The sequence below is a fragment of the Pseudomonas sp. MBLB4136 genome (genome assembly GCF_051904765.1).
In the GTDB taxonomy this organism is placed as follows: domain Bacteria; phylum Pseudomonadota; class Gammaproteobacteria; order Pseudomonadales; family Pseudomonadaceae; genus Aquipseudomonas.
In genome coordinates this window covers 4137399-4162082 of record NZ_CP196713.1, presented here as the reverse complement: position 1 = coordinate 4162082, position 24684 = coordinate 4137399, and the positions used below count along the sequence as shown (strand labels likewise).

Genomic DNA, 24684 nt, shown 5'->3' with positions numbered 1-24684 from the left:
GGACGGGCGTCAGGCAGCGCTCGCCCTTGGCTCGCGCTAGCGGCGCGCGTTGGGTACGTAGACGTCGCCGGTGAACAGGCGGCGGGCGGTGCGGATCAGCGAGGCGCGCATGGCCTCGTGCGAGTCGCCAGCGGCCGGCTCCAGGGAGACCTCGATCTGCCCGCCGGCGTGCTCCAGCCTGACCAGGCCGGCGCCGCTGACCGCTGCCAGGTCATGGGCGATGCTGCCCGGCAGCGCGCAGGCGCTGGCCAGGCCGATGGCGCCGGTGGCGGCCAAGGCGCGGTGGCAGTTGTGCGGCATGAAGTAGCGGGTATTGAGCGCCCCACCCCTGCGCGCCGGGGACAGCAGCACCGGCTTGGGGATGACCATCTGCGACACGTCGCCCAGGCCCATGGCGCGGCCGGCCTGCAGGCGGATGCTCTCCAGGCGCGCCAGCAGCTCGCGGTCGGCATCCAGTTCGGCAGGGCTTTCGTAACCGCTCTTGCCCAGCGCATCGGCGTGCATCATCACCATCGGCATGGCCATGTCGATGCAGGTCACCTCGACCCCGTCGAAGCAGTCGCGCACCTGTCCGGTGGGCAGCAGGCGGCCGGTCTTGGCCCCGGCGGCATCGAGAAAGGTCAGCTTGATCGGCGCCGCGCTGCCGGGCACGCCATCGATGCAGGTGTCGCCCTCATAGCGCACCCGGCCATTGGGGGTCATGACCTCCGAGTCGATCAGGGTGTTGGTGTTGACGTTGCGGATGCGCACCCGGGTGACCGGCGCCGCGGCATTGACCAGGCCGTGCTCGATGGCGAACGGGCCGATGGCGCAGAGCATGTTGCCGCAGTTCGGCGCCGTATCGACGCGCCGCTCGTTGACCATCACCTGCACGAACAGGTAGTCGACATCCGCGCCAGGGTGGCTGGAGGTGCTGACGATCGCGACCTTGCTGGTCTGTGCGCTGCCGCCGCCGATGCCGTCGATCTCCAGCTCATGCCCCGAGCCCATGATCTTCAGCAACAGCTCATCGCGTTGCGCGGTATCGCTCGGCAGGTGGTTGGCGAGGAATACGGGGCCCCGGGAGGTGCCGCCGCGCATAAGAACGCAAGGAATGGCTTGCATGATGTCTCCGCTGCAATAAAGCTATCGTTTGTTGCGTGAAGCGAATATTGATCGGCGGATTTTGATTTGTATATTGCATATATCGTTGCGTTTATTGCGTTTTGAACATTAATGTTGAATGGGTTTCTCGCGAATCGCTGTGACCCCAGCAAACTCAAGGTTTGGCTCCGGTCGCTTGATGATTCTTTAGCAATAAAAGGCACTAATTAATAAAGGTGGTGCATGAATTACGAGCTGCAGGACCTGCGCGCCTTCGTGAAAATCGCCGAGCTGGGCAGCTTTCACGAAGCGGCCAATGCCATTCACCTGTCGCAGCCGGCGTTGACCCGGCGCATGCAGAAGCTGGAAGAGGGGCTGGGCACCCAGTTGCTCGACCGGACCACGCGACGCGTCAGCCTGACCGCCGTGGGGCGCGACTTTCTGCCCAAGGCGCAGCGCCTGCTGGATGACTTCGAGCGTTCTATCCTGGGTATTCAGGAGCTGGCGGAGCGGCAGTCTGGGCAGGTGACGCTCGCCTGCATTCCCACCGCGGCCTTCTACTTCCTGCCGACGGTGATCCGCGAGTTCAACCGCCAGTATCCGAAGATCCGCATCCGCATCCTCGACCTCAGTGCCCACGAGGGGCTGGAGGCGGTGCTGCGCGGCGAGGCGGATTTCGGCATCAACATGCTCAGTGGCCAGAGCGCCGAGATCGACTTCACCCCGCTGGTGAACGAACCCTTCGTGCTGGCCTGCCGCCGCGACCACCCGCTGGCCAACCAGCCCCAGGTGGCCTGGCGCGAGCTCAGTGACTACCGGCTGATCGGCGTCGGCCGCCTGAGCGGCAACCGGGTGTTGCTGGACCACGGTCTGGCCAACCTGGACTGGCGCCCCAGCTGGTTCTACGAGGTGCAGCACCTGTCGACCTCGCTGGGCATGGTCGAGGCCGGCCTGGGCGTTGCGGCCCTGCCCAGCCTGGCCATGCCCGCCGAGGACCACCCGATCCTCGTCCAGCTGCCGCTGGTGGATCCGGTCATCAGCCGCACGCTGGGCCTGGTTCGGCGGCACGGTTCGTCGCTCTCGCCTGCAGCGGAGAAGTTCGTCGACACCCTGCTACGCCAATGGCCCGGCTACACCTCATTGGGTGATCGTCCGAAGTGAGCAGGTACGCCGGGGTACTCCGCTGTTTTCGCTCGTGCAGGGTGTGTACCCAGGACCGCGGTGACCCGGCGGCGAATGTAGGTTTTGGCTTACAGCGCGTGCTGCAGATTGCCACTACTGCCCCTTTCTGAGCGGGAGTAATCTGCAAGCCATGGACGTCGCGCAGGAAGCGCAAACCTACCTACAGGGACACGCAGGATTGCCACCAGGACGGTGTGCGGATCACGGATGTCAGGACTCAGTCTGCAAAGGCCCCGCTCAAGCGGGGTTTTCTTTTTTCTGCGTTCGCAAAAGCCAGTCTCAAGTGGCCGATCCGCGGCAGACCTCGGCGCTTCGCGTGCTAGCGGGTCATCTTCTTCACGAACACCACCACGAACAGCGCCATGGTGAAACTGCCAACGAAGGCCTCGAAGGCGGCGAGCGGGCGCGCCAGGCCATGGGGGCTGATGTCGCCGTAGCCCAGGGTGGTGAAGGTGACCACGCTGAAGTACAGGCAGCCGAGCAGGTCCATGAGGTTGGCCAGCAGGCCATGGTCGAGATCCAGGCCGAGACGCTGGCCGCCCTGCTCGACCCCGACCAGGAAGTACAGCAGGCCGCAGAGGCCGATCAGCCCGAGGGAAAATAGCACCACGTTGAGCGGCTTCTCGCCGTAGCCGCTGAACAGGTCGACCAGCCAGGACAGCAGGCGCTGCCCGGAGTAGCGCGGCAGTTGCAGGCGGCGAACGACCATCTCGCGGTGAAAGAACAGCCCCGCCTGCTCGAACAGCCCGGCGCGCTCCAGGTGCAGGCGCAGGTTGCGGTAGGTCTCCTCGGCTTCCTGGAAGAGCTCCAGGGCGGCCGCGGTGTTGCCCCGGTGGTACAGCTCGCGGCCCTTGCGTTCCTGTAGCAGTTGCCGGTCCCAGATCACGTTGTCCAGGCGGGCGCCGTCCAGGCGCACGCCGAGCAGGTTGCAGTCGCGCAGGTCGGCGCAGTGCAGGTTGGCGTGGCGCAGGTCGGCCTTCATCAGGGAGCTGCCGCGCAGGTCGAGGGCGAACAGGTGGGCGTTCTGCAAATCGGCGCGGTACAGGTCGGCGTTGCTGAGGATGTAGCCGTGGTGGCCGCCGTGGTTGACCAGGTTGACGCCGCTGAGGCTCGCGCCCTTGAGCTGGAAGCCCGACATCGGCCGGCCGCTGCGGGCGCGTAGCTCCAGGGCGGCGCAGAGCTCGTCGAGCTGGCGCTTGTCCTGGTTGGCGTCCAGCCAGAAGCTTTCCTCGTACTGCGTCGCGGCCATGTGCCGGCGTTCCAGGGGCCCGGGCTCAGGTCGCGCTGTGCCGCTGCACCCACTGTGCAAAGGCGTCGATGAACTTCTGCAGGAGCGCCTGGATGTCCGCGTCGAGCCGGTGGTCCTCGCCGAAGAAGCTGCCGGCGCCGCCGAGGTAGGCTTCCGGCACCAGCATCAGGCGCACGTCGAGCGACACCATGGCCTGACGCAGATGCTGGTTGGCGCCGAAGCCGCCCACCTTGCCCGGCGAGGCACTGAGCACCGCCCCCGGTTTGCCGCTGAAGCCGCACTGACCGCGCGGGCGCGAGGCGACGTCGATGGCATTCTTCATCGGCGCCGGTATCGAACGGTTGTATTCCGGGGTGACGAACAGCACGGCATCGGCCGCCTTGAGCTTGCTGCGGAAGGCGCTATAGGCCTGGGGCGGCTGGTCGCCGTCGATATCTTCGTTGTACAGCGGCAGGTCGCCGATTTCGACCAGCTCCAGCTGCAGCGTAGCCGGGGCCAGTTCGGCCAGCGCCAGGGCCAGCCTGCGATTGATCGAGGCCTTGCGCAGGCTGCCGACCAGCACGGCGACGCGATGAACCTTGCTCATGCGAACTCCCGGACCCGTGTCCAGAAAGGGCTGAGCTGAAAACTATAGTGCAGTGGCCGCCCGGCTGCTCCGGGCCGGTCCCGGGCTGAGCCCTCCCGGGCCCTTAGCGCAGGATCATGCAGGTGGCGGTGCCATAGGCGTAGAGCGTGCCAGCTTCGTCGCGGATGTTGCCTTCGGAGATCACCAGGCGCGAGCTGGCGTTGACCACCTTGCCTTCGGCGCGCAGCGTGCGGTTGAAGGGGATGGCCTTGCACATCTTCACGTTCAGCTCGATGGTGCCATAGCTCACGCCGGCCGGCAGAATGGTATGGGTAGCGCAGGCGGTCACCGAGTCGAGTACGGTGGCGGCGAAACCGCCGTGCACGCCGCCCATGGGATTGGCGTGGCGCTCGTCGGCGGTGACCGCGAAGACCACACGGTTGGGCTCGGCTGATTCCATGGTCATGGGCATGGTCTTGGCCATGTTGGGCATGGGGAGGTGGCCGGCGGCGAGGGCTTGCATAAGCTCCAGCCCGTTCATCTGCTGTGGGTTCATCGAGGGTCTCCAGGGCCGTTCAGGCGGCGCGGCGGGTGGATTGAAGTTGCGCGAACCAGTCGAGGGCTTCGTCCCACAGCGCGCTGGCGTGGCTGCGGAAGTAGCCCATGTGGCCGATGGCACCGAGGCCCTCGGCGTGCGAGTCGATGGTGCGGGCCTGATAGGGGGCGGCGCTGTAGGCGGCCATGAAGGCATCGCGTGACGCGGGTGGAGCCCACAGGTCGTCGAGGGTATTGGCGGCGACGATCGGCGTGCGCACGCTGGCAAAGCGTGCGGCCAGGTGGCGTTGTTGCGGGTCGTCGAAGAAATAGCGCGGGTAGTGGCACCAGCGCTTCCACTGCCGGTACACGCCGAGCGGCAGGTCTTCGCCCATGCCCAGCTTGCTCCAGGCCAGATAGCCCTTGCTGCGCACGATCACTGGGCCGATCAGGTTCCACATCAGCTGCACCCGCAGCCGTTCCAGTGGCGGCATCCAGCCGTGCCAACCGGCGCCGGTGCCGAAGGTGTAGAAGCCGCTGACCCGCTCGTGCCCGGGCAGCAGGCCGAAGGCGTGGCCGCCGTAGGAATGGCCGACCATGAAGGTGGGCAGGTCGTCGCCGTGCAGCTGGTCGAGGGCGGCGGCCAGGTCGTGGTTGGCCCAGTCGAGGTAGTCCATGGTGAAGCCGCGCAGCTGCGCCGGCTTGGACTGGCCGATGCCGCGGTAGTCGACGCTGAGGGTGGTGAAGCCGCGCCGTGCGGCGTGCTCGGCGAAGCGCCGGTAGAAACCCTGGGGTACGCCGGTGGCGCCGCCGATCAGCAGGCGGGCGCGGGGTGTCGGGGCGTGGTACAGCGCCGCGCGCAATGGGTAGCCGTCGCGAGCCTTGAGGGCCAATTCTTCGCGGTCGATGGTCGGGGCGTCACTGGTCATTCTGGGCCTCCCGTGGGTAGTGCCGGATCAGCTGGAAAAGCGCCTGGCAGGCGCGTTGCAACGGCTCGCAGCTGCCGGCCACCCGGGCCTGCAACAGACCGCCTTCGTAGAGCGAGACAAACAGGTCGGCGAAACCCTCGGCGCTGTCGCCGGCGAAGCCGACGCCCTGCAGCTGCGCGCTGAGGGCCTGGCGCAGGCGGGTAAAGCAGTCAGCCAGGGCGGCGCGGATCTCGACGTCTTCCGGGCCGCTTTCCAGGGCCACGGTGGCCAGGGGGCAGCCGCGCTCGAAACGGCTGCTTTCCAGTTGCTGCAGGGTGTTGTCCAGCCAACGCTGCATGGCCTGCAACGGATCAGGGTGTTCGCGGAACAGCTGGGCGAAGAAACCGTCGATACGCCGGCCGATGTGCTCGATGGCCGCCACCGCCAGCTCGGTCTTGCCGCCGGGAAAGTGGTGATAGAGGCTGCCCTTGGGCGCCTGCGCCTGGGCCAGGAGTTCGTTCAGGCCGGCGCCATGCAGCCCCTTGCGTTGCAGGGTGTCGGCCATGGCCACGATCAGTCGGTCGCGAGTGGAGCGGGTTGTCGTATTCATGGGGGTATATTTAGACCGGTCGGTTTAATTTGCGAAAGCGATGGATGTGCCGAATGGGCGGCTGAATCGGTCGCGGGTGGTGGATGGCGGGGGCGGCGTGCCGCTGTGTCTCAGGCGAAGGCGGCCAGCAGGTCGGTCTCGAACGCCTGTTGCGCTTCGCTCGGTTGGCGGCCGCGGTGGCTGGCCAGGTGGAACTGCACGGTAAAGCCGTAGCGCTCCGACAGCAGCGCCAGGGTCGGCGATTACCCGGTGTACCTGACCTTCGACATCGACTGTCTGGACCCGGCCTTCGCCCCGGGCACCGGCACCCCGGTGTGCGGCGGCCTGTCCAGCCACCAGGCCCTGGAAATCCTGCGGGGGCTGCGCGGGATCAACCTGGTCGGCATGGATGTGGTGGAGGTGGCGCCGCCCTACGACAACGCCGAGGTGACCGCCCTGGCGGGTGCCACCCTGGCGATGGAGATGATTTGTCTGTATGCGGCGCGGCACAAGCTGGCCGGGCGCTGAACGCAGCCAGGGCCGGTCCGGGGCGGTAAAAAAGGCGGGCCCGCAGGCCCGCCATTCACGCCAACCGATGCCTGTCGTCTACGGGGTCAAGCTCTGCCGCAGGCCAATGGGCGTCGGCTGGAACAGGCGCGCGTCCATCAGCCTGGGCTCGCGGACGATGGGGCGAAAATCCATGCGCGCGAGGATGTCGCGCTGCAGGTCCACGCCGGGGGCGATCTCGATCAGTTCCAGCCCCTCCACCGTCAGGGCGAACACGCAGCGCTCGGTGACGTACAGCACCGGCTGGCCACGTTCGGCAGCCAGGCGGCCGGCGAAGGTGCGGTGCTCCACCTCGGCGACGAACTTGCGCAGCTCGCCGTCCTGGACGATGCGCAGCTGGCCGTCTTCGATGCGGATGTCCTGCTGGCCGGCGCTGAAGGTGCCGACGAACACCACCTGCTTGGCGTTCTGGCTGATGTTGATGAAACCGCCGGCCCCGGACAGGCGTGAGCCGAAGCGCGAGACGTTGAGGTTGCCGGCGGCATCGGCCTGGGCCAGGCCGAGGAAGGCCAGGTCGAGGCCGCCGCCGTCGTAGAAGTCGAACTGGTAGGGCTGGTCGATCAGCGCGCTGTGGTTGCTCGCCGCGCCGAAGTCCAGGCCCGAGGCCGGCACCCCGCCGATCACCCCGGGTTCGGCGGTGAGGGTCAGCAGGTCGATCACCCCTTCCTCGGCGGCGACCGCGGCGACCCCCTCGGGCATGCCGATGCCGAGGTTGACCACGGCGCCGGCGCGCAATTCCAGGGCGGCGCGGCGGGCGATCAGCTTGCGCACCTCCAGTGGCATGGGGGCCAGGCTGTCCACCGGCACCCGGATCTCGGCGGCGAAGGCCGGATTGTAGGCGGTGGCGAAGGTCTGCTGGTGGTGCTCGGGGGCGGCGACCACCACGCAGTCGACCAGGATGCCGGGGACCTTCACCTCGCGTGCCTTCAGTGAGCCGCGCTCGACGATGCGCTCGACCTGGGCGATCACCAGGCCGCCGGAGTTGTGCGCGGCCATGGCGATGGCCAGGCTCTCGATGGTCAGCGCCTCGCGCTCGAAGCTGAGGTTGCCGTCGGCGTCTGCGCTGGTGGCGCGGATCACCCCGACCTGGATCGGAAAGGTCGGGTAGAACAGGTAGTCCTGCCCATCGATCGGCATGCGCCGCACCAGTTCGGTGGTGGTGCGGGCGTTGAGCTTGCCGCCGCCGAACTCGGGGTCGACGAAGGTGCCCAGGCCGACCCGGGACAGCTGGCCCGGCTTGCCCGCGGCGATGTCGCGGAACAGCTGGGAGATCACCCCCTGGGGCAGGTTGTAGGCCTCGATGCGGTTGTCCACCGCCAGCTTCTGCAGGCCCGGCACCAGCCCCCAGTGGCCGCCGATCACCCGCCGCACCAGCCCCTCGTGGGCCAGGTGGTTGAGGCCGCGGCCCTTGCCGTCGCCTTGCCCGGCGGCATACACCAGGGTCAGGTCGCGGGGCGCCTGCTCGGCGAGGAAGCGCTGCTCCAGGGCGATGGCGATGGCCTCGGCGAAGCCGATGCCGACGAAGCCGCCGGTGGCCAGGTTGGCGTTGTCCGGGATGCGCGCCACGGCGGCGGCGGCAGTCATGATCTTGCTCATGGCAGGTACTCGTCTGCGAGGTGGGGCGGCTTAAAGCGCCCGGTGACCGCCAGCGATAGCGGCGGCGGCCAGCCTTCCTCTTGTTTTTGTTCTGGTCCCTGCGCGGCGCACGGGACGCGGCGAAACAGGCCTGCGGGTTGCAGAGCGAAAGCCGTGCCAGAACGGCGCAGAGGCGTGCACGTGTCGTCGCAGGCGGCTGGGCCGGGCGCGGCACTCGCCGGCCGCGTAGCAGCGGGCGGTGCAGGCTGTCTGAAATGTTGGACATGTGCAGGCGTGTGGCCCGCGTGGCGCCAGGCTGTCCAGGGTGCTGGACGTTGCGCGCTGGCTCAGCGCTGGGACAGGCCGTGCTGTTGCAGTTTGCTGTAGAGGCTGGCGCGGGAGATGCCGAGTTCGACGGCGGCGCGCCGGCGATTGCCGGCGCAGGCCTCCAGGGCCCGCAGCAGCGCCTCGCGCTCGGCGTTGGCGATGCTCTGTGCCAGCGGCGGTACGCGCAAGTCTGCCGGGTCGGCGGCAGTGTCCACCGGGCTGGTGGCGGCGGGTGCTGCCGGCGCCGCTATCGGTGCCGCGGGCGGGGCAGTCGGCGTAGCCAGCAGCGGGATAATCTGTGCGGCCTCCAGCAACGAGGTATCGGCTGCCAGTTGCGCCCGCTCCAGCAGGTTGCGCAACTCGCGCACGTTGCCGCGCCAGGGCTGCGCGCTGAGCAGGGCCAGGGCTTGCGGGCTCAGCTCCATGGGCGGCTGGCCGGAGCGGTTGGCGATGTCGTCGAGCAGGTATTCGACCAGCGCCGGGATGTCCTCGCGGCGCTCGCGCAGCGGCGGCACATGCAGGGCCAGCACGTTGAGGCGGTAGTAGAGGTCATCGCGGAACTGGCCGGCGGCGACCTTGGCTTCCAGGTCGATATGGGTGGCGGCGACCACCCGCACGTTGAGCGGCTTGACCTGGTTGGAACCCAGCGGCTCGACCTCCTGTTCCTGCAGCACGCGCAGCAGCTTGGCTTGCAGGGGCAGGGGCAGGTCGCCGATCTCGTCGAGGAACAGGGTGCCGCCGTTGGCCGCCTCGAACTTGCCGATGCGCGCCTTGCGGTCGGCGCCGGTGAAGGCGCCGGGGGCGGTGCCGAACAGCTCGGCCTCGACCAGGGACTCGGGAATCGCCGCGACATTGACCGCGACGAAGGGGCCGTTGGCCCGTGGCGACAGGTTGTGGATGCCCTGGGCCAGCAGCTCCTTGCCGGTGCCGGTCTCGCCGCGCAGCAGCACCGTGGCGTCGAGTTGCGCGGCACGCCGGGCCTGGCGCTTGACTTCGCCGGCGGCGGCGCTGCTGCCGATGAAGCCGGCGATGGTGTAGCGGGCGCGGCGCGCTTTGGCCAGCTCGTGCTGGGTGGCGAGCAGCTGGTTCTGCAGGCTGCTGTACTTGGCCATCAGGGGTTTGAGGTGGCGGGCGCGGTCGAACAGCACGAAGCCCAGGGCGCCGACCAGGGTGCCATCCTCGTCGCGCAGCGGGATGCGGGTGACCACGAAGTGTTCATCGCCGAAGGCCATCAGGTCGAGCACGCTCGGCTGGCCGCTCTCCACCACCTCGCGCAGGCGGCTGGCCGGCAGCACCTGCTCGATGTCCTTGCCGAGTACGCTGCGCGGGTCGCCGACGCCGAGTTTCTCGGCGTACTTGTCGTTGATCCAGACGATGCGGGCCTGGCGATTGACCGCGATGGTGCCTTCGCACTGGGCGTTGAGGTGATCGAACAGCAGCGGCATGGCCACGGCGCGAAAGCGCTCCGGGGAGACGCCGACAATCAGCCCGTGTTCATCGAGGTCGCCGTGGGATATGGCCATGGCAGCAGGGTGTCCGGTAAAGGGTGGGGCCGATTATGGAAGCCGGCGCGCCGCCGAGGCAAGGCGCGCCGGTGGCGCAGCGGCAGGGACTCAAGGCCCGCCGTACACCTCGTTGGGCAGCCAGGTGGCCAGCGGCTGGAACCAGAACACCAGGGCCAGGGCGAGCAGCTGCAGGGCGATGTACGGCATGACGCCCAGGTAAATGTCGCGGGTGGTGATGCCCGGCGGGCACACGCCCTTGATGTAGAACAGGGCGAAGCCCACCGGCGGGGTGAGGAACGAGGTCTGCAGGCACAGGGCGAACATGATGGCGAACCACAGCGGGTCCACGCCCATGCCGAACAGCACCGGCGCCACCAGCGGCAGGATGATCAGGGTGATCTCCACCCAGTCGAGGAAGAAGCCCAGCAGGAAGGTGATGAACAGCACCGTCAGCAGCACCCCGGTCTGGCCGAAGGGCAGGCCGGTCAGCGCTGCGCGCACCACATCGTCGCCACCCAAGCCGCGCAGCACCGCGGCGAACACCGTGGCGCCGATGAAGATGCCGAAGATGAAGGCGGTGGTGCGGCTGGTCTGGTACAGCGCCTCGCGCAGCACCGCCAAATCCAGGCGGCGGCTGACCAGGGCCATCAGCAGCGCGCCGGCGGCGCCCACGGCCGAGGCCTCGGTGGTGGTGGCGATGCCGAAGAAGATCGAGCCGAGCACCGCCAGGATCAGGGCCAGCGGCGGCACCACGGCCCAGAACACGTCGAGCAGGGCGCGCATGTCCAGCGGCTGGCGGTCCTTCGGAGCCGGGGCGAAGTCCTTCTTCAGCCAGGCGGCGACGACGATATACAGGATGTACAGCGCGCCGAGCATCATCCCGGGAATCAGTGCGCCCATGAACAGCTTGCCGACCGAGGCCTCCGGGGTGCCGAGGCGGTCGGCCATCAGCACCAGCATGATGCTCGGCGGTACGAGGATGCCCAGGGTGCCCACGGAGCAGGCGGTGCCGACGGCCAGCGACTTGTTGTAGTTGGCCTGCAGCATCGGCCCCAGCGACAGCATGCCGAGCAGCACCACCGAGGCGCCGACGATACCGGTCGAGGCGGCCAGCAGCACGCCGACTATCACCACGGTGATGGCGTAGCCGCCGCGCAGCGGCCCCAGCACCCGCACCAGGCTGTGCATCAGGCGCTCGGCGATGCCGGAGCGGTCGAGCATGATGCCCATGAAGATGAACAGCGGCAGCGCCACCATCAGCTCGTTGGCAACGATGCCGTAGATGCGCGCATCCAGCACGCCGATGGTACCGCTCCAGGTGAACCAGAGATCGGCATCGAAATATTCGACCAGCACATGGCCGGTGACGGCGAACAGCAGGCCGATGCCGGCCAGCGACCAGGCCACCGGGAAGCCGAGCAGCAGCAGGCCCATGAAGCTGGCGAACATGGCGATAACAAGAATTTCTTCCAGACCCATTACTTCAGCCTCGTGATCAGGGGTTCGGATGGCCGCCGTTGCGGTCATCGGCAGGCGTTTGAATGGCCCGGGGGAATTGGAACAGCAGGGTGCTGCAGCGCGAGGCGCGTGAGACCAGGGCGATGGCCACGAGGATCAGGCCCAGGGGCAGCACGCTCTTGAAGATGAAGCGGTAGGGCAAACCGCTGGGCGCCTGGGAGTGCTCCTGGTAGATGAACGCCGTGTAGGCGTAGGGCACCAGGGTATGGATCATCAGGTAGACCACCGGTAGCGCCAGCAGGGCGATGCCCAGCAGCTCGATGCGGGCCTGGGTGCGCAGGGAGAGCTTCTCCCGCAGCACATCGACGCGCACGTGATCGTCGCGCACCACGGCGTAGCCCAGCGAGAGCATCATCGCGGCGCCGAACAGGTGCCAGGACAGTTCTTCCAGGCCGATGGAGCCGCGCGCCATGACGAAGCGGCTGAAGACGTTGCTGAGCACCACCAACAGCACCAGCAGCCACAACCAGGCGGTGGCGCGGCCGATGGCGGCGATCAGGCGATCCAGGCGCCAGGACAGGCGGTTATTCGGCAGGGCGTCCTGCTTGGCGGGGGCGCCAGGCAGGTTGGGAGAAGCGGAGGACTGAGTCACGGAAACCTCGGGCTCGGCAAGCAAAGGAAATCGACGGGCGCCGGCATGGCCGGGCCCGTCGAGGTTCGGGGCTGAGTGATCAGTCCTGCTTGTAGTAGTCCCGCGGCAGGTAGCCCATGCGGTGCCAGGTGGCGTGGTGCTTCATGAACTCGCGCTGGCTGGTCAGCACACGCTTGAACATGGCGTCCTGGCCGGCGATCTCGTCCAGCACCTCATTGGTCACCCGCTGCAGCTCACGCAGCACCGGCTCGGGCAGCACCTGGGCCTTCACCCCTTCCTGCTCGTATTCGGCCAGGGCGGTCGGCTGCGCCCACTCGCTCTCGGCGAAGCCCTTGAGGGTGGCCGACTCGCAGCCCATCTCGATCAGCGCGCGGCTTTGCGGCTGGAGCTTGTTCCAGACATCCCGGTTGACCAGCAGGTGTGAGGTGGTCAGGGTCTGGTGCCAGCCCGGCATGATGTAGTTCTTGATGATCTGGTCGAGGCCCAGCATCTTGTCGATCGCCGGCTGGGAGAACTCGGTGGCGTCGATGGTCTTGCGTTCCAGCGCCTGGTAGATCTCGCCGCCGGGAATCATGGTGACCGAGGCGCCGAGCTTCTCCAGCACCTTGCCGCCGATGCCGGCGAAGCGGATGCGCAGGCCGTCGAAGTCCTTCAGGTCGGTGATCGGCTTGGCGAACCAGCCGGCGCCCTCGGGACCGATGATGCTGCACAGCATCGGGTGGATGTTGTGCTCGGCGTAGATCTCCTCGAGCAGCTTCTTGCCGTCGCCCTGGTAGTACCAGGCCAGGTAGGCCGGCGGCTCCAGGTTGAAGGGCGCACCGGAGTAGAGCGGCAGGGCGGGGATGGTGCCCTGGTCATAGCCGACCCAGGTGAAGCCCGCCGGGTACTTGCCGCTGCTCACCGCATTCATGATCTCGAACGGCGGGACCAGCTCGCCGGGTTCGTAGTAGCGCAGTTGCATGTCGCCGCCGGAGATCGTCTTTAGCGATTCGGTCAGGTGCTTGACCGGCGAGACCAGGCCGACCAGGTGCGAGGGGAATGCCAGTGGCACCTGCCAGCGGACTTTCTCCGTGGCCGCCGCCGGCGTGGCGAGCAGGCTGGCCGACAGCAGCGCGGCGGCGCCGATGCCACAGGTGAGGCGAGAGAGCTGTTGCTTGATCGACATACGGATTTCCTTCTTGTTGTTGTGCCTGCCGGTGAGCAGGTGCCCTGGCGCCGTTCTGTCGAACAGTCGGCGAAACTGGCCAGATAACGAACATAGCTCAGCCGAGTGCGAAGGGGCAGCGCCAGTGTTGTGCTTGAGGTTGTTCTGGCGTCTAGCGCATCCAACCAAGCAGGTTCTGTGCCTGAGCCCCTGGCCTCAGGCTAATCCGCGCCTGTCTAGGCCTGTGGACGAACAGCCCGGCAGGGCCTGTCCAGATGGCCAGACATCTTTGGTCGGATAGTGATGGCGCGGTCCAGGGTATTGGACGGGCATCCAGGAAAATGGACTTGTAATGGCGCCAGGCGATGCCGGCCTGCATCGTTGCGGGTGCCGCGCCCTGGCGCAAAACGATGGGGCGTTGTCGGGGCTGAACATCGCCCTGTCGCCGCTACATGGCTAACCTATATAGTGGGATTGGATGCTCCATTGTTCGGCGGATTGGCCGGGAACAAATATAAAAAATCAGTTGGGCTGCCACATAAATGATTCTTCTATATAACTGTATTTCGGGACTAGAACATGCCTGCCAGTACGCGGTTCGCAGTAGCGGTACATATACTCACTGGCCTAGCCATCCATGAAAACGAACCGCTGCCTTCGGAGATCATTGCGAAGAGCGCCAATACCAATGCCTCGGTGATCCGCCGGATCATGTCGATGCTCAATACTGCAGGCTTTTCCAGGTCGCAGCTGGGGCAGGGCGGAGGAGCGCTGCTGGCCAGGCCGGCCAGCAGCATCACCCTGCTCGACGTGTTCAGGGCCGTGGAGACGACGCCGCTGTTTACCCTGCATCACGCGGTGCCTGATTCAGGCTGCGCAGTGGGCGAATATATAGCGCCGGTGCTGCAGGAAAAGATTAATAGCGCCGTGGCCGCACTGGAAGCGGAACTCAATGGCGTAACTATCGCCGATATTGCCTGCCGTATTTCCGAATGCGAGCGGGGATGTCCCGAACTCGATAAGTATCACGGGCGAGTCTAAGAGCTGCTCACGCCACTTGGTCGATTAAATGTGGCTGGTTTAATCGTGGCCAAGTGGCGGCAATTGGCGCACCTCCAGGCGCTGATCCAATAGCGCGCCTATGGTGTCGCGGGCCTGGTCCGTGGCAGCGCTTGTCCAGACCGAATCGATGCCCAGTTCGACTCGACTCCTGAGCAGTCCCTGCTCCTGCAACCGTCTCCTGACTTCGGCGGCGACTGCTGGCGAGGGGTCGACGATCCGCACGCCGGCACCGGCCACCCGGGCGATGCTGTCGATCAGGAAGGGGTAGTGGGTGCAGCCCAGCACCAGGGTGTCGGCGCCCTTGCGCAGTGCCGGAGAGAGCAGGGCGTGCAGCTGCGCATGCAGCTCCGCCGAGTCCAGGTCGATGGCCTCGACCCGGTCGGCAAGGCCCGGGCAGGGGACGAAGAGTACCTCCACGCCAGCCTCGTGGCGGCGGCGCAGCCGGTGCAGGCTATCGCTCTGCAGGGTGCGGCTGGTGGCCATGACGGCGATCACCCCGCTGCGGGTCAGGGCGACCGCTGGCTTGATGGCCGGCTCGATGGCGATGATCGGAACATCGAAGGCCTCGCGCAGCGCGCCGACGGCCACCGCGGTAATGGTGTTGCAGGCGATGACCACGGCTTTGCAACCCTGCTCGACGAGAAACTCGATGACTCGTGCCGAGCGTCTGGCGATCCAGGCGGTGCTGCGGTCGCCGTAGGGGGCACAGGCGGAATCCGCGACATAGAGCAGGTCTTCATGGGGTAGCTCGCGGCGGATGTCGCGCAGCAGCGACAAGCCGCCGACTCCCGAGTCGAGTACGCCAACCGGCCTGGATGCAGACACCGGGCGCTACTCCAGATTCTTGTCGAGCTTGTTGTCGCGTGGACTGCGTAGGCGCGCCAGCAGGCCCTGCAGATCGGGCGAGGCCTGCAGCACCAGCATCGCCAGCGCGCCCGCCAGCATGCCCCAGAACGCCGAACCGATGCCCAGCAGCGAGACCCCGGAGGCGGTGACGAGAAAGGTGATTAACGCTGCCTCGCGGTGCTGCTCCTCCAGCAGGGCGCTGGCCAGGCCATTGCCGATGGTGCCGAGCAGGGCCAGGCCGGCGATCGCCAGGATCAGCTCATTGGGAAAGGCCAGGAACAGCGCGCCGACCGTGGCGCCGAAGATGCCCACCAGCAGGTAGAAGAAGCCCGCGGCCACGGCGGCGCTGTAGCGCTTGGTCGGGTCTTCGTGGGCTTCCTTGCCGGTGCAGATGGCGGCGGTGATGGTCGCCAGGTTCAAGGCATAGCCGCCAAACGGGGCCAGCAGCAGGGTGGCCACTCCGGTCCAGCCGATCAACGGCGAGCTGGGTGTCTGGTAGCCCGAGGCGCGCAGCACGGTGAGCCCCGGCAGGTTCTGCGAGGCCATGGTCACCGCAAACAGCGGCAGGGCCACGCCGATCATGGCCTGCAGGGAAAAGCTCGGGGCGACGAACTGCGGGGTGGCCAGGGCCAGCTCGACGCCGTCGAAATTCAGCATTCCGCGACTGGCGGCGATGGTCACGCCGACCGCCAGCGGGGCGACCACCGCGTAGCGTGGCAGCAGGCGGCGCGCCAGCAGGTAGCAGGCGAACATCGGGAATACCAGGCCGAACTGGCTATTCATCGCGGCAAATGCATCCAGGCCGAAGCGCAGCAGAATGCCGGCGAGCATGCCGGCGGCGATCGCCATGGGGATGTGCTTGACGATGCGCTCGAACCAGCCGCTGAACCCACAGAGGGTGATCAGCAGGCCGCAGGCAATGAAGGCTCCGGTCGCCTCTGCCAAGTCGACCCCGGAGGCGCTGGTGATCAGCATGGCGGCCCCGGACGTGGACCAGGCGATGGCGATGGGCGCGCGATAATGCAGGGACAGGGCGATGCCGGTAACGCCCATGCCGATGCACAGGGCGAGCATCCAGGAGCCGATCTGCGCCGGGCTTGCCCCCAATGCCTGCGCCGCCTGAAACACCAGCACGGCGGAGCTGGTAAAACCGACCAGTACCGTCACGAAGCCGGCGTTGATGGCGGAAAGGGAAAGGTCTTTGAACAAGGTCATGGCACTACATCCTGTAGCCAGTTTGCTTCGTCATGGGCCGCGCAGAGGTCCTGCTGGAGCACTCTGCGCGGCGTGTACGCAGCCGCTTACTGCGAGGCGCTCTGCTGGTCTTCGATCGCCTTGATGAAGGCCGGATGGGCTTTCACCGCCTCGATCATGCGCCGCACCTTATCGCTCATGAGGATGTCGACGGGGAAGTACTGACCCCAGCTGGCGTAGACCGCCAGCATCATGTCGACCACTGTGATCCGATCGCCGCAGACGAAGGTCGACTGTTGCAGCTGCTTGTCCACCGCACCCCACAGGGCATTGATGGCGTCGCTCGCTGCGCTCAGCGCCTGCTCCTTGGCCGGGCCGTCGTCGAGGGTCTTGCCGATGAAGAACAGACGGCCGTAGGCCGGGTGCATGGTAGCGTTGGCGAACATCACCCACTCGATGAAGCGGGCCTTTTCCAGGCCGCTTTCCGGCAGCATCTGGTTCTTGTGCTTGTCCAGCAGGTAAAGAATGATCGCCGCGCCTTCGCGGATCACCTGGCCGTTATCGACCAGCACCGGGACCATGCCGCGCGATTCGAGCTTGTCGAAGTCCGTTGCCTTGTTGCGGTCGATCGCCTCGACCGGCTGGTTGAGCTCGTTGAGCAGCGCGTGAATGGCCAGCGAACAGGCACCCGGCAGATAGTACAGCTTGTACATGTGCTTCTCCTTTACATGGTTTCGAGCTGACGCTCGTCGAAAGAGCGGGGCCGGGCTGGGCCCCGCGGTCTACCTCTATTGCTGATGCCCCTTGTGCCGGACGGGCCCGGCGCGTGGGGATGGCGATGGAGCGAGTCTAGGCAACCTAGGTTACTTTCGTATACCTGCATTCCTTTAGTTGCTACATTTACTGGTAACCATCCGGTAACCAGCTTTCCAAGGAGTCGACCATGCTGCCCAGACGCCGCAACCGCGTACCCAGCCCCCCGGGAAACTGCCCGCTGAGCGAATGCCTGAGCATCATCGGCGGCGCCTGGACGCCCAATATCATCTGGTACCTGAGCCAGCAGTCGCGCCGCTTCAGCGAGCTGAAGGCTGATATCCCGGGGATATCGGCCAAGGTGCTCACCGCCCGCCTGAAGAAACTCGAGAGCGAGGGGGTCGTGCTGCGCCGGGTCCTGCCGACCTCGCCGCCCAGCGTCGAGTACAGCCTGTCGGAGCTCGGGCAGGAGCTGAAGCCGGCGATCGAGGCCATAGTCGCGGTCGGTCACCGCCTCAAGGAACTGGAGCAACAGGCCGGGTGAGTCCGCCGGCATCGAGTCCCGCCGCTCAGAACCAGGCATTGGCCAGTTTCCACAGTGTCGCGCCGCACAGCATGACCAGCATGACCAGCAGCATGCGGCGGATGTAGGCCGCTCCCCGGCGGATCGCCGCCCGACTGCCCAGCCAGCCGCCGAGCGCATTGGCCAGGATCATCGGCACGGCCACTGCCCAGACCACCTTGCCAGCCCAGATGAAGGCGGCCACGCCACCGACATTGGTCAGCAGGTTGATCGGCTTGGTCGTCGCGGTGGCGGCGAGCATCTCCAGCTTCAGCCGTGCATGCTTGACCAGCACCAGAAAGACCCCGGTCCCGGGCCCGGAAAAACCGTCGTAGAGCCCGACGGGCATCAGGTTGCAGATGATGCGCGCGGATGACGGTGGCGGCCCGCCGCCGAATGTGCCGGTCCTGACCAGCAGTGCTGCCAGCAGGGCGACGATGAGGCAGCCGAGAATGCACAACTCCAGCAGCCAGTCGGGGGTGAGCATGGCCAGGTGGCTGCCCAGATAGGCGGCCAGCAGGCAAGGCAGGGCCGCCACCCGGACGATCCGCCAGACCACCTGGCCGCCGAGCATATAGCGCACGGCGGCGCTGGCGGTGCCCATCAGGGCTACCGCCTTGTTGGTTGCCAGAACGTTCACCGGCGGCATGCCGGAAAGCAGCAGGATGGGCACCTGGATGATGCCGCCGCCGCCGGCGATGGCGTCCAGGTAGCCGGCCAGCAAAGCACCGAGCACCAGGACGGCCAGCCATCCGAGGGCCATATCCGGCAGCATCAGCTCCATTCGGGGCCGCCTTCAACGTACCGGAACAAGGGGCTCACAGACCCAGTCGCCTGCGCCGTTCGCTGACCTGTTCGCCGCCGCTGCCCCAGTTGTCGGTGTTGACCTCGTCGATCACCACGAAGGTGGAGGCCGGGTCCTTGTCGAGCACATCCTGCAGGGCCTGGGTCACGCGGGCGATCAACTCGGCCTTCTGCTGCCGGGTGACACCGAGGTCGGTCACTTTGATATTCACGTAAGGCATGGTCTTCTCCTGATTGCGGAATTCCGCGGGGCGTTTGTCGGGCGCTGGGGTCAGTTGCAGCCGCAGCTCTCGGCTTCCAGTGCGGCGCTGTCGAGGGCGCCCTGGGTGGGGAAGCCGCTGCGCTTCCACCATTCCAGGCCGCCGATCAGTTCCTTCACCCGGAAACCGAGCTGGGCCATCTTCAGCGCCCCAGCGGTCGATGCGTTGCAGCCGATGCCGTCGCAGTAGACGACGTAGAGCACGTCGCGGCGCAGGCCGGCGGTATGCTCGGCGGTCATCTGCTGGTGCGGGAAACTGATCGCCGCGGCGATGTGTTCACGGCAATAGGCCGGCGCCGTGCGGGCGTCGAGCACGACGACGTCATCGTCGTTCTTCTGCGCCTGGGCCAGGTCCCAGGCATCGATTTCGTAGGCCAGCTTGCTGGCGTAGTGGTCAGTCTGCGGCTGCATAGGTGTCATCCTTGGTTGCGGTCGGTGGACCCGGCAGGCCGTGGGCGCCGCCGGGTCGGGTGGCACTCAGGCGAAGATGTAGCGCCGCTCGCGATCGGCGTCGAAGTAGGGGCTGTCGACGATCAGGCTGCCGTCCTCCTTGCAGATCTCCAGGTGGAACTTGGTCGGCCCGGCGTAGCCGTAGTGATCGCGCGGGATCTCGATGCTCTTGGCGCGCGCCAGGTCGTAGCGCGAGTCGTCGGCGATGAAGCGTAGGGAGAAGGCGTCGCGGGTCTGCAACTCGCCCTCGCCGAGCGGCACGCTGCGGTGGATCACGTACTTGTCGAAGAGCAGCGCGTCGCCCAGCTCGTAGTCGTCCTCGACCGCGAAGTACTCGAGCAGGCGGCCGATGCCGGAGGAGTTGAGCGGTTCGTCGCGCAGCGCGACATAGTCCTCGAAGGCGATGCCGCCGGACTTGATACGCTCATCCAGGCAGCGGAAAACCGCCGGGTCGATGAAGTCGTACATGAACTCGCCGGAGATCACATCGCGCGGCACGTAGCGCATGCCGCCGGCCTGGCCCTTGGTGTCGATCCGGTGCAGCGGCGCCCAGAGGGTGGTGGCGTAGTCCTCGGAGCGGTTGAAGCCGAAGCTCTGCGACTCGATGTGCCAGCTGAAACCCTTGCTCACGCCCTGCTTCAGACCGAAACCGACGCCCTGGGTGAAGAACAGGGTGCGTTGGTTGAGGTCGCGCATGATCCGCTGGAACTGCTGGTCACCGAGCAATTCGAAGATCACCTCGTCGTCGTTGCACAGGTCATAGCGCAGCTTGTCGAAGCCCTTCTGATAGTGATCGGTCGGGGTTTCCAGTTCCTCGTTCACCCGCTTGCGCAGGTAGTCGATCATCTCGGCAGAGAACAGCTGCTTGAGCAGGACGAAGCCGGTTCTCTGGTAGTCGGCGATATGGGCTTCGGTCAGGCGAAATTTCTGGTTGAGCGTTTCCACAAAACACATCTCCATTGTCTATTTGATGGACCAGTTGAAATCTGCGGCGCAGCGACCGCCAGCGCGGCGCATCGGCGCGCGCGAGCGGTTGCCCCGCCGGCAGGCGTCATACCTGCCGCTGCAGAATCCGCGACGTATCGACTGCGTCGTAACTGCCGGGACGAGGCGCGAATACATGCTCTTTCTTCAGCACCTCGATGAATGCGTCGAGCCATTCATCGCTGGGCGAGGTGAAGCCCCGGCCCAGGCGCGCCAGGGCGCGCAGCGTGCGGTCGTTGCAGTACTTGATGTTGCGGCGCTTGCGGCTGGCCCAGAACTTCCCGAGCAGTACATCCGGGTCCTGGCTGCCGCTGATGGCACGGAACAGCTCGGCAAAGTCGCGGTGGGCGCTGCGCTGGAATGAGCAGCCGGCGCGCTCCAGGGCGGCGAACAGGCGCTCCATGCTGACCTCGTGAACGCTGTCGACGTGGTAGGTGCCGGGGGGCGACAGGGCATCCAGGGAAAGCGCCACGATGCCCGCGGCGACCTCGTCGACCGGCGAGAGAATCACCGGCTCGCCGAGGCTGGCCGGCAGCTGGCCGACCTTGACGCAGGCGGCGAGGAACTGCACCAGGCGGTTGTCCTTGGCATTGATCTGGAAGCGCGCACTGCGCGAGTCACCGGAGACGTTGCCGGCGCGATAGATGAAGCCGTTGTTGCCCTGCAGGCGGAAGGTGTTGAGCAGGCGCTCGGCGCTGTATTTGCTCTGCTCGTAGTTGTTCTGGAACTCCTGGGCAATATCCAGCGAGTCCTCGGAGAAGAACGCCAGCTCCGGCTTGCCGTTGACCCCGCTGACCGCCAGGGTCGACATGTAGTGCAGGTCCTTGTGGCGCTGCAGCAGGGCGAAGGCGATGCACGACTCCACCGACTGCACGTTGCTTCTGGCGAACTCCTCCTCGGTCCCGAACAGGCGGGTGTCGGCGGCGAAGTGGTAGATGGCCTCGACCTGTCGGGCCAGCGCCTGATAGGTCGCGTCGTCCAGGCCCAGCTGCGGCGCGCAGACATCGCCCTCGTGGATGCTCAGGCGCTGGTCGAAACCCTCCAGCTGGATGCCCGGGAAATACCAGGCGAACAGGCGCTGCAGGCGCGCCCGGGCGCTGCTGCCATTCTTGTTGCGCACCAGGCAGTGGATATGCGCGTCGGTGTGCAACAGCAGCTCCTTCAGCGCATAGATGCCGATGTAGCCGGTGGCGCCGGTCAGCAGGATCTGGTGGTACTCGCGGTGCCTCTGGCGATACGGCTGGGCGATCAGCTGCTTCGGTGCGTAGTTGATCATCCCGGTACGGGTGCCCGGCTCCAGCAGCAGTTGCGGTGCGCGCGCCGAGAGCCCGGCGAGGTTGCACAGCTCGCTGCCGATGCCGCGCACCAGTTCGTGCATGGCGGCGGCCTCGACCGAGCGCGGGAAGGACAGGTCCAGCACCAACTGGCCGGCAATCACCCGCGCGGTCAGCTTCAGCTCGTGGCAGCGGTTGTTCTGCGCATGCCGCGCGCGGCCGAAGGAGAAGGGCGCCGGCACCAGGGCGAAGCGCTCGTCATGGGCGAAATCGACGTCGCCCAGGTAGTTGAAGCACACCGGCGCCGAGGGCGTGTAGCGGCCCTGCGCCGCGGGCTGGTTGAGGCCGTAGCCGACCCCGAGGTCATGCACCTCGGCGAAGGCCCGGGACACCGCCGCTACGGCGGCGGACAGCTCCAGGTGCGACAGGTCGAGCAGCAACGGGAAGGTCGAGGTGTGCCAGCCGACCACGCGACTGACGTCGGTGCTGTCGTCGAAGGTCACCCGACCATGGCTTTCGACGTCGATCGCCAGGTCGCGGCCGCCGCGCAAGCGGGCCAGGCCCAGGGTGAAGGCCGCCAGCAGGAGCAGGTGCAGCGGCGTGCCGGAGCTGCTCACCAGGTCGCGGAGCAGGCGCTGGCTGTCTTCGGCGCAGAAGCCGAGCCACAGCGTGGAGGCGGCACCCTCGGTGTTGTCCTCGGCGAAATAGCGCGGCAGTGCGGCCACCCGCGCCTGGGTGCGGCGCAGCCAGGCGCTCTGCAACTGCTGCTTGTGGCCCTCGAGGTGCGCCACCCAGTCCCAGAAGGTGGTCGGGTTGGGCGAACGTGGGGCCGGCGAGCCGAAGTAACGGTCGCTGTAGTGGCGTGTCAGCTCGGCAATGATGATGCGCCAGGAAATCACATCCACCGCCTGGTGATGGGCCACCAGCAGCAGCAGGTCGTCGCCGGACTTGACCTTGAACAGGTGCACGCGCAGCAGCCGGCCTTCGGCCAGGGACAGGGACTGGTGCACGCGGTCCGCGACCCGCTCCACATGGTTCTGGGTTTCCGCCCCGTTGCCGCCGGCGATGAAGGAAGCGCTGAGCACGTCGTTGCCGTCCTGCTCGGCGTGGCTGGCGTAGGGGCCCTGGGCATCGTCCCGGTAGGCCACGGCCAGCGCCGGGTGCTGTTCGAGCAGCTGGCCCAGGGCGCTGTTGAGCACGGCCATGTCGATCTTGTCGACGCTCCTGAGCAGCAGCGCCTGGTTGTAGTGATCCGGATGCTGCAGGCGCTGCTCCATCAGTTCGCGCTGTGCCGGCGAGAACAGGACCAGGCGTTTGAGATCGCGGGCCGGGGTGTCTTGCGCCCCCTGTTGCTCGCGCTGCTCCAGGGTGCGCAGCAGGCCCTGAATGCTGGGGGCCTTGAGAAAAGCATGGGCGCTGACCGGGAAGCCCTTCTCCTGCAGTTCGGCGATCAGCTGGATGGCATCCAGGGAGTCGCCGCCCAGCTCGAAGAAACTCTCTTCCAGGCCCGCGCTCGTGCTGCGCAGGTGCTTGCAGAACACCGCACGGATGACGTGCAGGCATTCATCACCCTGTTCGCCCTGGTGTGGCTGCGGCTCCAGGTCCTGCTGCGGGTGCTGCAGCCGGGCCATTAGCTGCTCGCGCAGCAGGGCCAGGTGGGTCTTGCCGTTGGCGTTGCGCGGAAACGCGTCCAGGCGCAGCAGCGTGCCCGGAATCATGTGGGCCGGCAGCAGCGTCTGCAGGCGTTGCTTCAGCCAGACCTCCGGCGGCTCGCGGCGCTCGCTCAACAGCGCCGCGACCAGGCGCTCGCGGCCGCGCAGTGGGAGCAGGAAGACCGCGGCATCCTCGACGCCGGCCACCTTGCGCAGGACGTTCTCGACATGCTCGAGTTCGACTCGGTAGCCGTTGATCTTGACCTGCCGGTCGATGCGCCCGAGGAACTGCACCAGGCCGCTGTCGTCCAGGCTGACCAGATCCCCGGTCTTGTACAGGCGCAACCTGCCCTCCGGACGCTCCAGGTCAACGAAGGCGTTGGCCGTGGCCTGCGGATTGCCACGGTAGCCCTGGGCCACCGAGGGACCGCCGATATACAGCTCGCCGCGCGCCGCGCTGCGGCGAAAGGCTCCTTGCTCATCGCGCACATAGAGCAGGGACTGGCCGAACGGCCGACCGACTGGAACGCTGTCGGCCGCCAGGGCATCGAGCTGGGCGAGGTCGATGACCGGGTAGGCCGTCACCCCGACCGTGGTTTCGGTGGGGCCGTAGTGGTTGAACAGTCGAGCGATCCGCCCGGACGCCAGTACGCGACGGGCCAGCGCCTTGGGCAGGGCTTCACCGCCGAACACCAGGTACTGCAGGTTGGGCAGCTCGACGCCCGCCGGAAACATGGCGTTCCAGTGCGAGGGGGTGATCTTCAGAAAGTCGATGCTGTGCTGCCTCAGGTAGTCGCGAAAGGCGCTGGGGTCCTTGCGCTGGGCGATGCTCAACAGGTGCAGGCAACCGCCGGTGGTCAGCGAGAGAAACAGCGAGGTATTGCCCAGGTCGGCGGCCAGGGTGCTGACATGGGCATAGTGCAGGCCGCCTCCGATCGCCAGGCACTGGCGGATCGCCTGGCTGTAGTGCGCAACGTTGCCATGGCTGACGCTCACGCCCTTGGGCTTGCCGGTGGAGCCGGAGGTGAACAGCACGTAGGCGCTCGTGTCGGCCGTCGGGCTGGTGCTCCTGCCGGGCTCCAGCGCCCGCTCGGCGGCGTGAATGTCCAGGGCGGCCACACCCATTTCGCGCAAGGCCAGCAGGTGCTCGCTGTCGCACAGGACCAGATCCGCCTCGATGGCCACGAGGCGTTGGTAGTTCTCCTCGCGTACCCCGTCGTCCTCGACGAAGCTGTAGGCGGCGCCTGCCTTGAGCGCGCCGAACAGCGCGACAATGGCATGGACGTCGCGGCTGGTGTAGATGGCCACCAGCGCCGCGTCGGGCAGTCCCGCGTGCATAAGGTGGCCGGCCATTCGAGAGGACAGGCGCTCCAGCTCGAAATAGGACAGTGACTTGCCGGCCGCCACCACCGCCGGCTGGAGGGGTGAGGACTTGCTTAGCTCACGCAATTTTTCTAGCAGCATTTCATCAGCTTCCTGTCGAAATCTGGCTATCGGATGGAGCTC

The 24684-nt window shown here is 66.8% G+C and carries 22 protein-coding genes and 1 pseudogene; 4 read left to right on the top strand and 19 right to left on the bottom strand.

Annotation, left to right across the window (positions count from 1 at the left end):
- Positions 1 to 36 precede the first annotated feature (36 nt).
- Positions 37 to 1104, bottom strand: a complete 1068-nt coding sequence (locus ACSX1D_RS19160) for a 4-oxalomesaconate tautomerase (protein WP_439859975.1) — start codon at positions 1102 to 1104, stop codon at positions 37 to 39.
- 222 nt (positions 1105 to 1326) lie between these two features.
- On the opposite strand from ACSX1D_RS19160, the gene ACSX1D_RS19155 reads away from it, so the two are divergent.
- Positions 1327 to 2244 (top strand): LysR family transcriptional regulator, encoded by a 918-nt coding sequence (locus ACSX1D_RS19155; protein ID WP_208707178.1) that lies wholly within the window; start codon positions 1327 to 1329, stop codon positions 2242 to 2244.
- A 340-nt stretch (positions 2245 to 2584) separates the two neighbouring features.
- Here ACSX1D_RS19155 and ACSX1D_RS19150 read toward each other — a convergent pair whose 3' ends face one another.
- The 5 genes from ACSX1D_RS19150 to ACSX1D_RS19130 form a co-directional block, all read right to left on the bottom strand.
- On the bottom strand, positions 2585 to 3514 hold the full coding sequence (locus ACSX1D_RS19150; protein WP_439859974.1) for an ion channel: 930 nt from the start codon (positions 3512 to 3514) through the stop codon (positions 2585 to 2587).
- A 25-nt stretch (positions 3515 to 3539) separates the two neighbouring features.
- Positions 3540 to 4100, bottom strand: a complete 561-nt coding sequence (locus ACSX1D_RS19145) for an NADPH-dependent FMN reductase (RefSeq protein WP_439859973.1) — start codon at positions 4098 to 4100, stop codon at positions 3540 to 3542.
- A 103-nt stretch (positions 4101 to 4203) separates the two neighbouring features.
- On the bottom strand, positions 4204 to 4635 hold the full coding sequence (locus ACSX1D_RS19140) for a PaaI family thioesterase (RefSeq protein ID WP_439859972.1): 432 nt from the start codon (positions 4633 to 4635) through the stop codon (positions 4204 to 4206).
- Positions 4636 to 4654: 19 nt separating this feature from the next.
- A complete protein-coding gene (locus tag ACSX1D_RS19135) occupies positions 4655 to 5542 on the bottom strand; it encodes an alpha/beta hydrolase family protein (RefSeq protein WP_439859971.1) in 888 nt (295 codons plus the stop codon).
- On the bottom strand, positions 5532 to 6131 hold the full coding sequence (locus ACSX1D_RS19130; protein WP_439859970.1) for a TetR/AcrR family transcriptional regulator: 600 nt from the start codon (positions 6129 to 6131) through the stop codon (positions 5532 to 5534). The genes ACSX1D_RS19135 and ACSX1D_RS19130 overlap by 11 nt, the downstream gene beginning before the upstream one ends.
- Before the next feature lie 228 nt (positions 6132 to 6359).
- Between ACSX1D_RS19130 and ACSX1D_RS19125 the strand changes: the two are divergent.
- A pseudogene (locus ACSX1D_RS19125) lies at positions 6360 to 6638 on the top strand (arginase family protein); the annotation flags it as partial.
- Between the two features lie 78 nt (positions 6639 to 6716).
- Here the strand turns inward: ACSX1D_RS19125 and ACSX1D_RS19120 are convergent.
- The 5 genes from ACSX1D_RS19120 to ACSX1D_RS19100 form a co-directional block, all read right to left on the bottom strand.
- Positions 6717 to 8273, bottom strand: a complete 1557-nt coding sequence (locus ACSX1D_RS19120; protein ID WP_439859969.1) for an acyl CoA:acetate/3-ketoacid CoA transferase — start codon at positions 8271 to 8273, stop codon at positions 6717 to 6719.
- 326 nt (positions 8274 to 8599) lie between these two features.
- Positions 8600 to 10102 carry a sigma-54 interaction domain-containing protein gene (locus ACSX1D_RS19115; RefSeq protein ID WP_439859968.1) on the bottom strand — a complete coding sequence of 501 codons (1503 nt, stop codon included), beginning with the start codon at positions 10100 to 10102 and terminating at the stop codon, positions 8600 to 8602.
- A 90-nt stretch (positions 10103 to 10192) separates the two neighbouring features.
- Positions 10193 to 11563 (bottom strand): TRAP transporter large permease, encoded by a 1371-nt coding sequence (locus tag ACSX1D_RS19110; RefSeq protein ID WP_439859967.1) that lies wholly within the window; start codon positions 11561 to 11563, stop codon positions 10193 to 10195.
- 16 nt (positions 11564 to 11579) lie between these two features.
- Complete coding sequence (locus tag ACSX1D_RS19105; RefSeq protein WP_439859966.1) at positions 11580 to 12194, bottom strand: TRAP transporter small permease subunit; 615 nt, start codon at positions 12192 to 12194, stop codon at positions 11580 to 11582.
- A 79-nt stretch (positions 12195 to 12273) separates the two neighbouring features.
- The gene (locus ACSX1D_RS19100; RefSeq protein ID WP_439859965.1) at positions 12274 to 13359 is read right to left on the bottom strand and encodes a TRAP transporter substrate-binding protein; all 1086 of its coding nucleotides are present in this window, start codon (positions 13357 to 13359) and stop codon (positions 12274 to 12276) included.
- 558 nt (positions 13360 to 13917) lie between these two features.
- Here ACSX1D_RS19100 and ACSX1D_RS19095 point away from each other — a divergent pair.
- Positions 13918 to 14379, top strand: coding sequence for an Rrf2 family transcriptional regulator (locus ACSX1D_RS19095; RefSeq protein WP_208707169.1), 462 nt, complete (start codon positions 13918 to 13920; stop codon positions 14377 to 14379).
- Between the two features lie 39 nt (positions 14380 to 14418).
- Here ACSX1D_RS19095 and murI read toward each other — a convergent pair whose 3' ends face one another.
- The 3 genes from murI to ACSX1D_RS19080 form a co-directional block, all read right to left on the bottom strand.
- Complete coding sequence (murI, locus tag ACSX1D_RS19090) at positions 14419 to 15225, bottom strand: glutamate racemase (protein WP_439859964.1); 807 nt, start codon at positions 15223 to 15225, stop codon at positions 14419 to 14421.
- A 6-nt stretch (positions 15226 to 15231) separates the two neighbouring features.
- Positions 15232 to 16461 (bottom strand): benzoate/H(+) symporter BenE family transporter, encoded by a 1230-nt coding sequence (locus ACSX1D_RS19085; RefSeq protein WP_439859963.1) that lies wholly within the window; start codon positions 16459 to 16461, stop codon positions 15232 to 15234.
- Between the two features lie 86 nt (positions 16462 to 16547).
- Entirely contained in the window at positions 16548 to 17153 is a 606-nt protein-coding gene (locus ACSX1D_RS19080; RefSeq protein ID WP_208707166.1) for a glutathione S-transferase family protein, read from the bottom strand.
- Between the two features lie 230 nt (positions 17154 to 17383).
- Here ACSX1D_RS19080 and ACSX1D_RS19075 point away from each other — a divergent pair, with 230 nt between their 5' ends.
- Positions 17384 to 17737 (top strand): winged helix-turn-helix transcriptional regulator, encoded by a 354-nt coding sequence (locus ACSX1D_RS19075; protein ID WP_439859962.1) that lies wholly within the window; start codon positions 17384 to 17386, stop codon positions 17735 to 17737.
- A gap of 25 nt (positions 17738 to 17762) precedes the next feature.
- On the opposite strand, the gene ACSX1D_RS19070 is transcribed toward ACSX1D_RS19075, so the two are convergent.
- The 5 genes from ACSX1D_RS19070 to ACSX1D_RS19050 all read right to left on the bottom strand — a co-directional run bounded on the left by ACSX1D_RS19070 (position 17763) and on the right by ACSX1D_RS19050 (position 24642).
- Positions 17763 to 18539, bottom strand: coding sequence for a sulfite exporter TauE/SafE family protein (locus tag ACSX1D_RS19070; protein WP_439859961.1), 777 nt, complete (start codon positions 18537 to 18539; stop codon positions 17763 to 17765).
- A gap of 34 nt (positions 18540 to 18573) precedes the next feature.
- Entirely contained in the window at positions 18574 to 18780 is a 207-nt protein-coding gene (locus ACSX1D_RS19065; RefSeq protein ID WP_371926106.1) for a tautomerase family protein, read from the bottom strand.
- A 50-nt stretch (positions 18781 to 18830) separates the two neighbouring features.
- Complete coding sequence (locus ACSX1D_RS19060; RefSeq protein WP_439859960.1) at positions 18831 to 19229, bottom strand: rhodanese-like domain-containing protein; 399 nt, start codon at positions 19227 to 19229, stop codon at positions 18831 to 18833.
- Positions 19230 to 19295: 66 nt separating this feature from the next.
- Positions 19296 to 20213: a hypothetical protein gene (locus tag ACSX1D_RS19055; RefSeq protein ID WP_439859959.1), complete on the bottom strand. Its 918-nt coding sequence runs from the start codon at positions 20211 to 20213 to the stop codon at positions 19296 to 19298.
- Between the two features lie 106 nt (positions 20214 to 20319).
- Positions 20320 to 24642 carry an amino acid adenylation domain-containing protein gene (locus tag ACSX1D_RS19050; RefSeq protein WP_439859958.1) on the bottom strand — a complete coding sequence of 1441 codons (4323 nt, stop codon included), beginning with the start codon at positions 24640 to 24642 and terminating at the stop codon, positions 20320 to 20322.
- Positions 24643 to 24684: the final 42 nt, after the last annotated feature.

What these genes read in the sequence shown, in the direction of transcription:
- ACSX1D_RS19160 (WP_439859975.1), bottom strand. Translation starts at nt 1,104, where the DNA reads ATGCAAGCCATTCCTTGCGTTCTTATGCGCGGCGGCACCTCCCGGGGC.
- ACSX1D_RS19155 (WP_208707178.1), top strand. Translation starts at nt 1,327, where the DNA reads ATGAATTACGAGCTGCAGGACCTGCGCGCCTTCGTGAAAATCGCCGAG.
- ACSX1D_RS19150 (WP_439859974.1), bottom strand. Translation starts at nt 3,514, where the DNA reads ATGGCCGCGACGCAGTACGAGGAAAGCTTCTGGCTGGACGCCAACCAG.
- ACSX1D_RS19145 (WP_439859973.1), bottom strand. Translation starts at nt 4,100, where the DNA reads ATGAGCAAGGTTCATCGCGTCGCCGTGCTGGTCGGCAGCCTGCGCAAG.
- ACSX1D_RS19140 (WP_439859972.1), bottom strand. Translation starts at nt 4,635, where the DNA reads ATGAACCCACAGCAGATGAACGGGCTGGAGCTTATGCAAGCCCTCGCC.
- ACSX1D_RS19135 (WP_439859971.1), bottom strand. Translation starts at nt 5,542, where the DNA reads ATGACCAGTGACGCCCCGACCATCGACCGCGAAGAATTGGCCCTCAAG.
- ACSX1D_RS19130 (WP_439859970.1), bottom strand. Translation starts at nt 6,131, where the DNA reads ATGAATACGACAACCCGCTCCACTCGCGACCGACTGATCGTGGCCATG.
- ACSX1D_RS19120 (WP_439859969.1), bottom strand. Translation starts at nt 8,273, where the DNA reads ATGAGCAAGATCATGACTGCCGCCGCCGCCGTGGCGCGCATCCCGGAC.
- ACSX1D_RS19115 (WP_439859968.1), bottom strand. Translation starts at nt 10,102, where the DNA reads ATGGCCATATCCCACGGCGACCTCGATGAACACGGGCTGATTGTCGGC.
- ACSX1D_RS19110 (WP_439859967.1), bottom strand. Translation starts at nt 11,563, where the DNA reads ATGGGTCTGGAAGAAATTCTTGTTATCGCCATGTTCGCCAGCTTCATG.
- ACSX1D_RS19100 (WP_439859965.1), bottom strand. Translation starts at nt 13,359, where the DNA reads ATGTCGATCAAGCAACAGCTCTCTCGCCTCACCTGTGGCATCGGCGCC.
- ACSX1D_RS19095 (WP_208707169.1), top strand. Translation starts at nt 13,918, where the DNA reads ATGCCTGCCAGTACGCGGTTCGCAGTAGCGGTACATATACTCACTGGC.
- ACSX1D_RS19085 (WP_439859963.1), bottom strand. Translation starts at nt 16,461, where the DNA reads ATGACCTTGTTCAAAGACCTTTCCCTTTCCGCCATCAACGCCGGCTTC.
- ACSX1D_RS19080 (WP_208707166.1), bottom strand. Translation starts at nt 17,153, where the DNA reads ATGTACAAGCTGTACTATCTGCCGGGTGCCTGTTCGCTGGCCATTCAC.
- ACSX1D_RS19075 (WP_439859962.1), top strand. Translation starts at nt 17,384, where the DNA reads ATGCTGCCCAGACGCCGCAACCGCGTACCCAGCCCCCCGGGAAACTGC.
- ACSX1D_RS19070 (WP_439859961.1), bottom strand. Translation starts at nt 18,539, where the DNA reads ATGGAGCTGATGCTGCCGGATATGGCCCTCGGATGGCTGGCCGTCCTG.
- ACSX1D_RS19065 (WP_371926106.1), bottom strand. Translation starts at nt 18,780, where the DNA reads ATGCCTTACGTGAATATCAAAGTGACCGACCTCGGTGTCACCCGGCAG.
- ACSX1D_RS19060 (WP_439859960.1), bottom strand. Translation starts at nt 19,229, where the DNA reads ATGCAGCCGCAGACTGACCACTACGCCAGCAAGCTGGCCTACGAAATC.
- ACSX1D_RS19050 (WP_439859958.1), bottom strand. Translation starts at nt 24,642, where the DNA reads ATGCTGCTAGAAAAATTGCGTGAGCTAAGCAAGTCCTCACCCCTCCAG.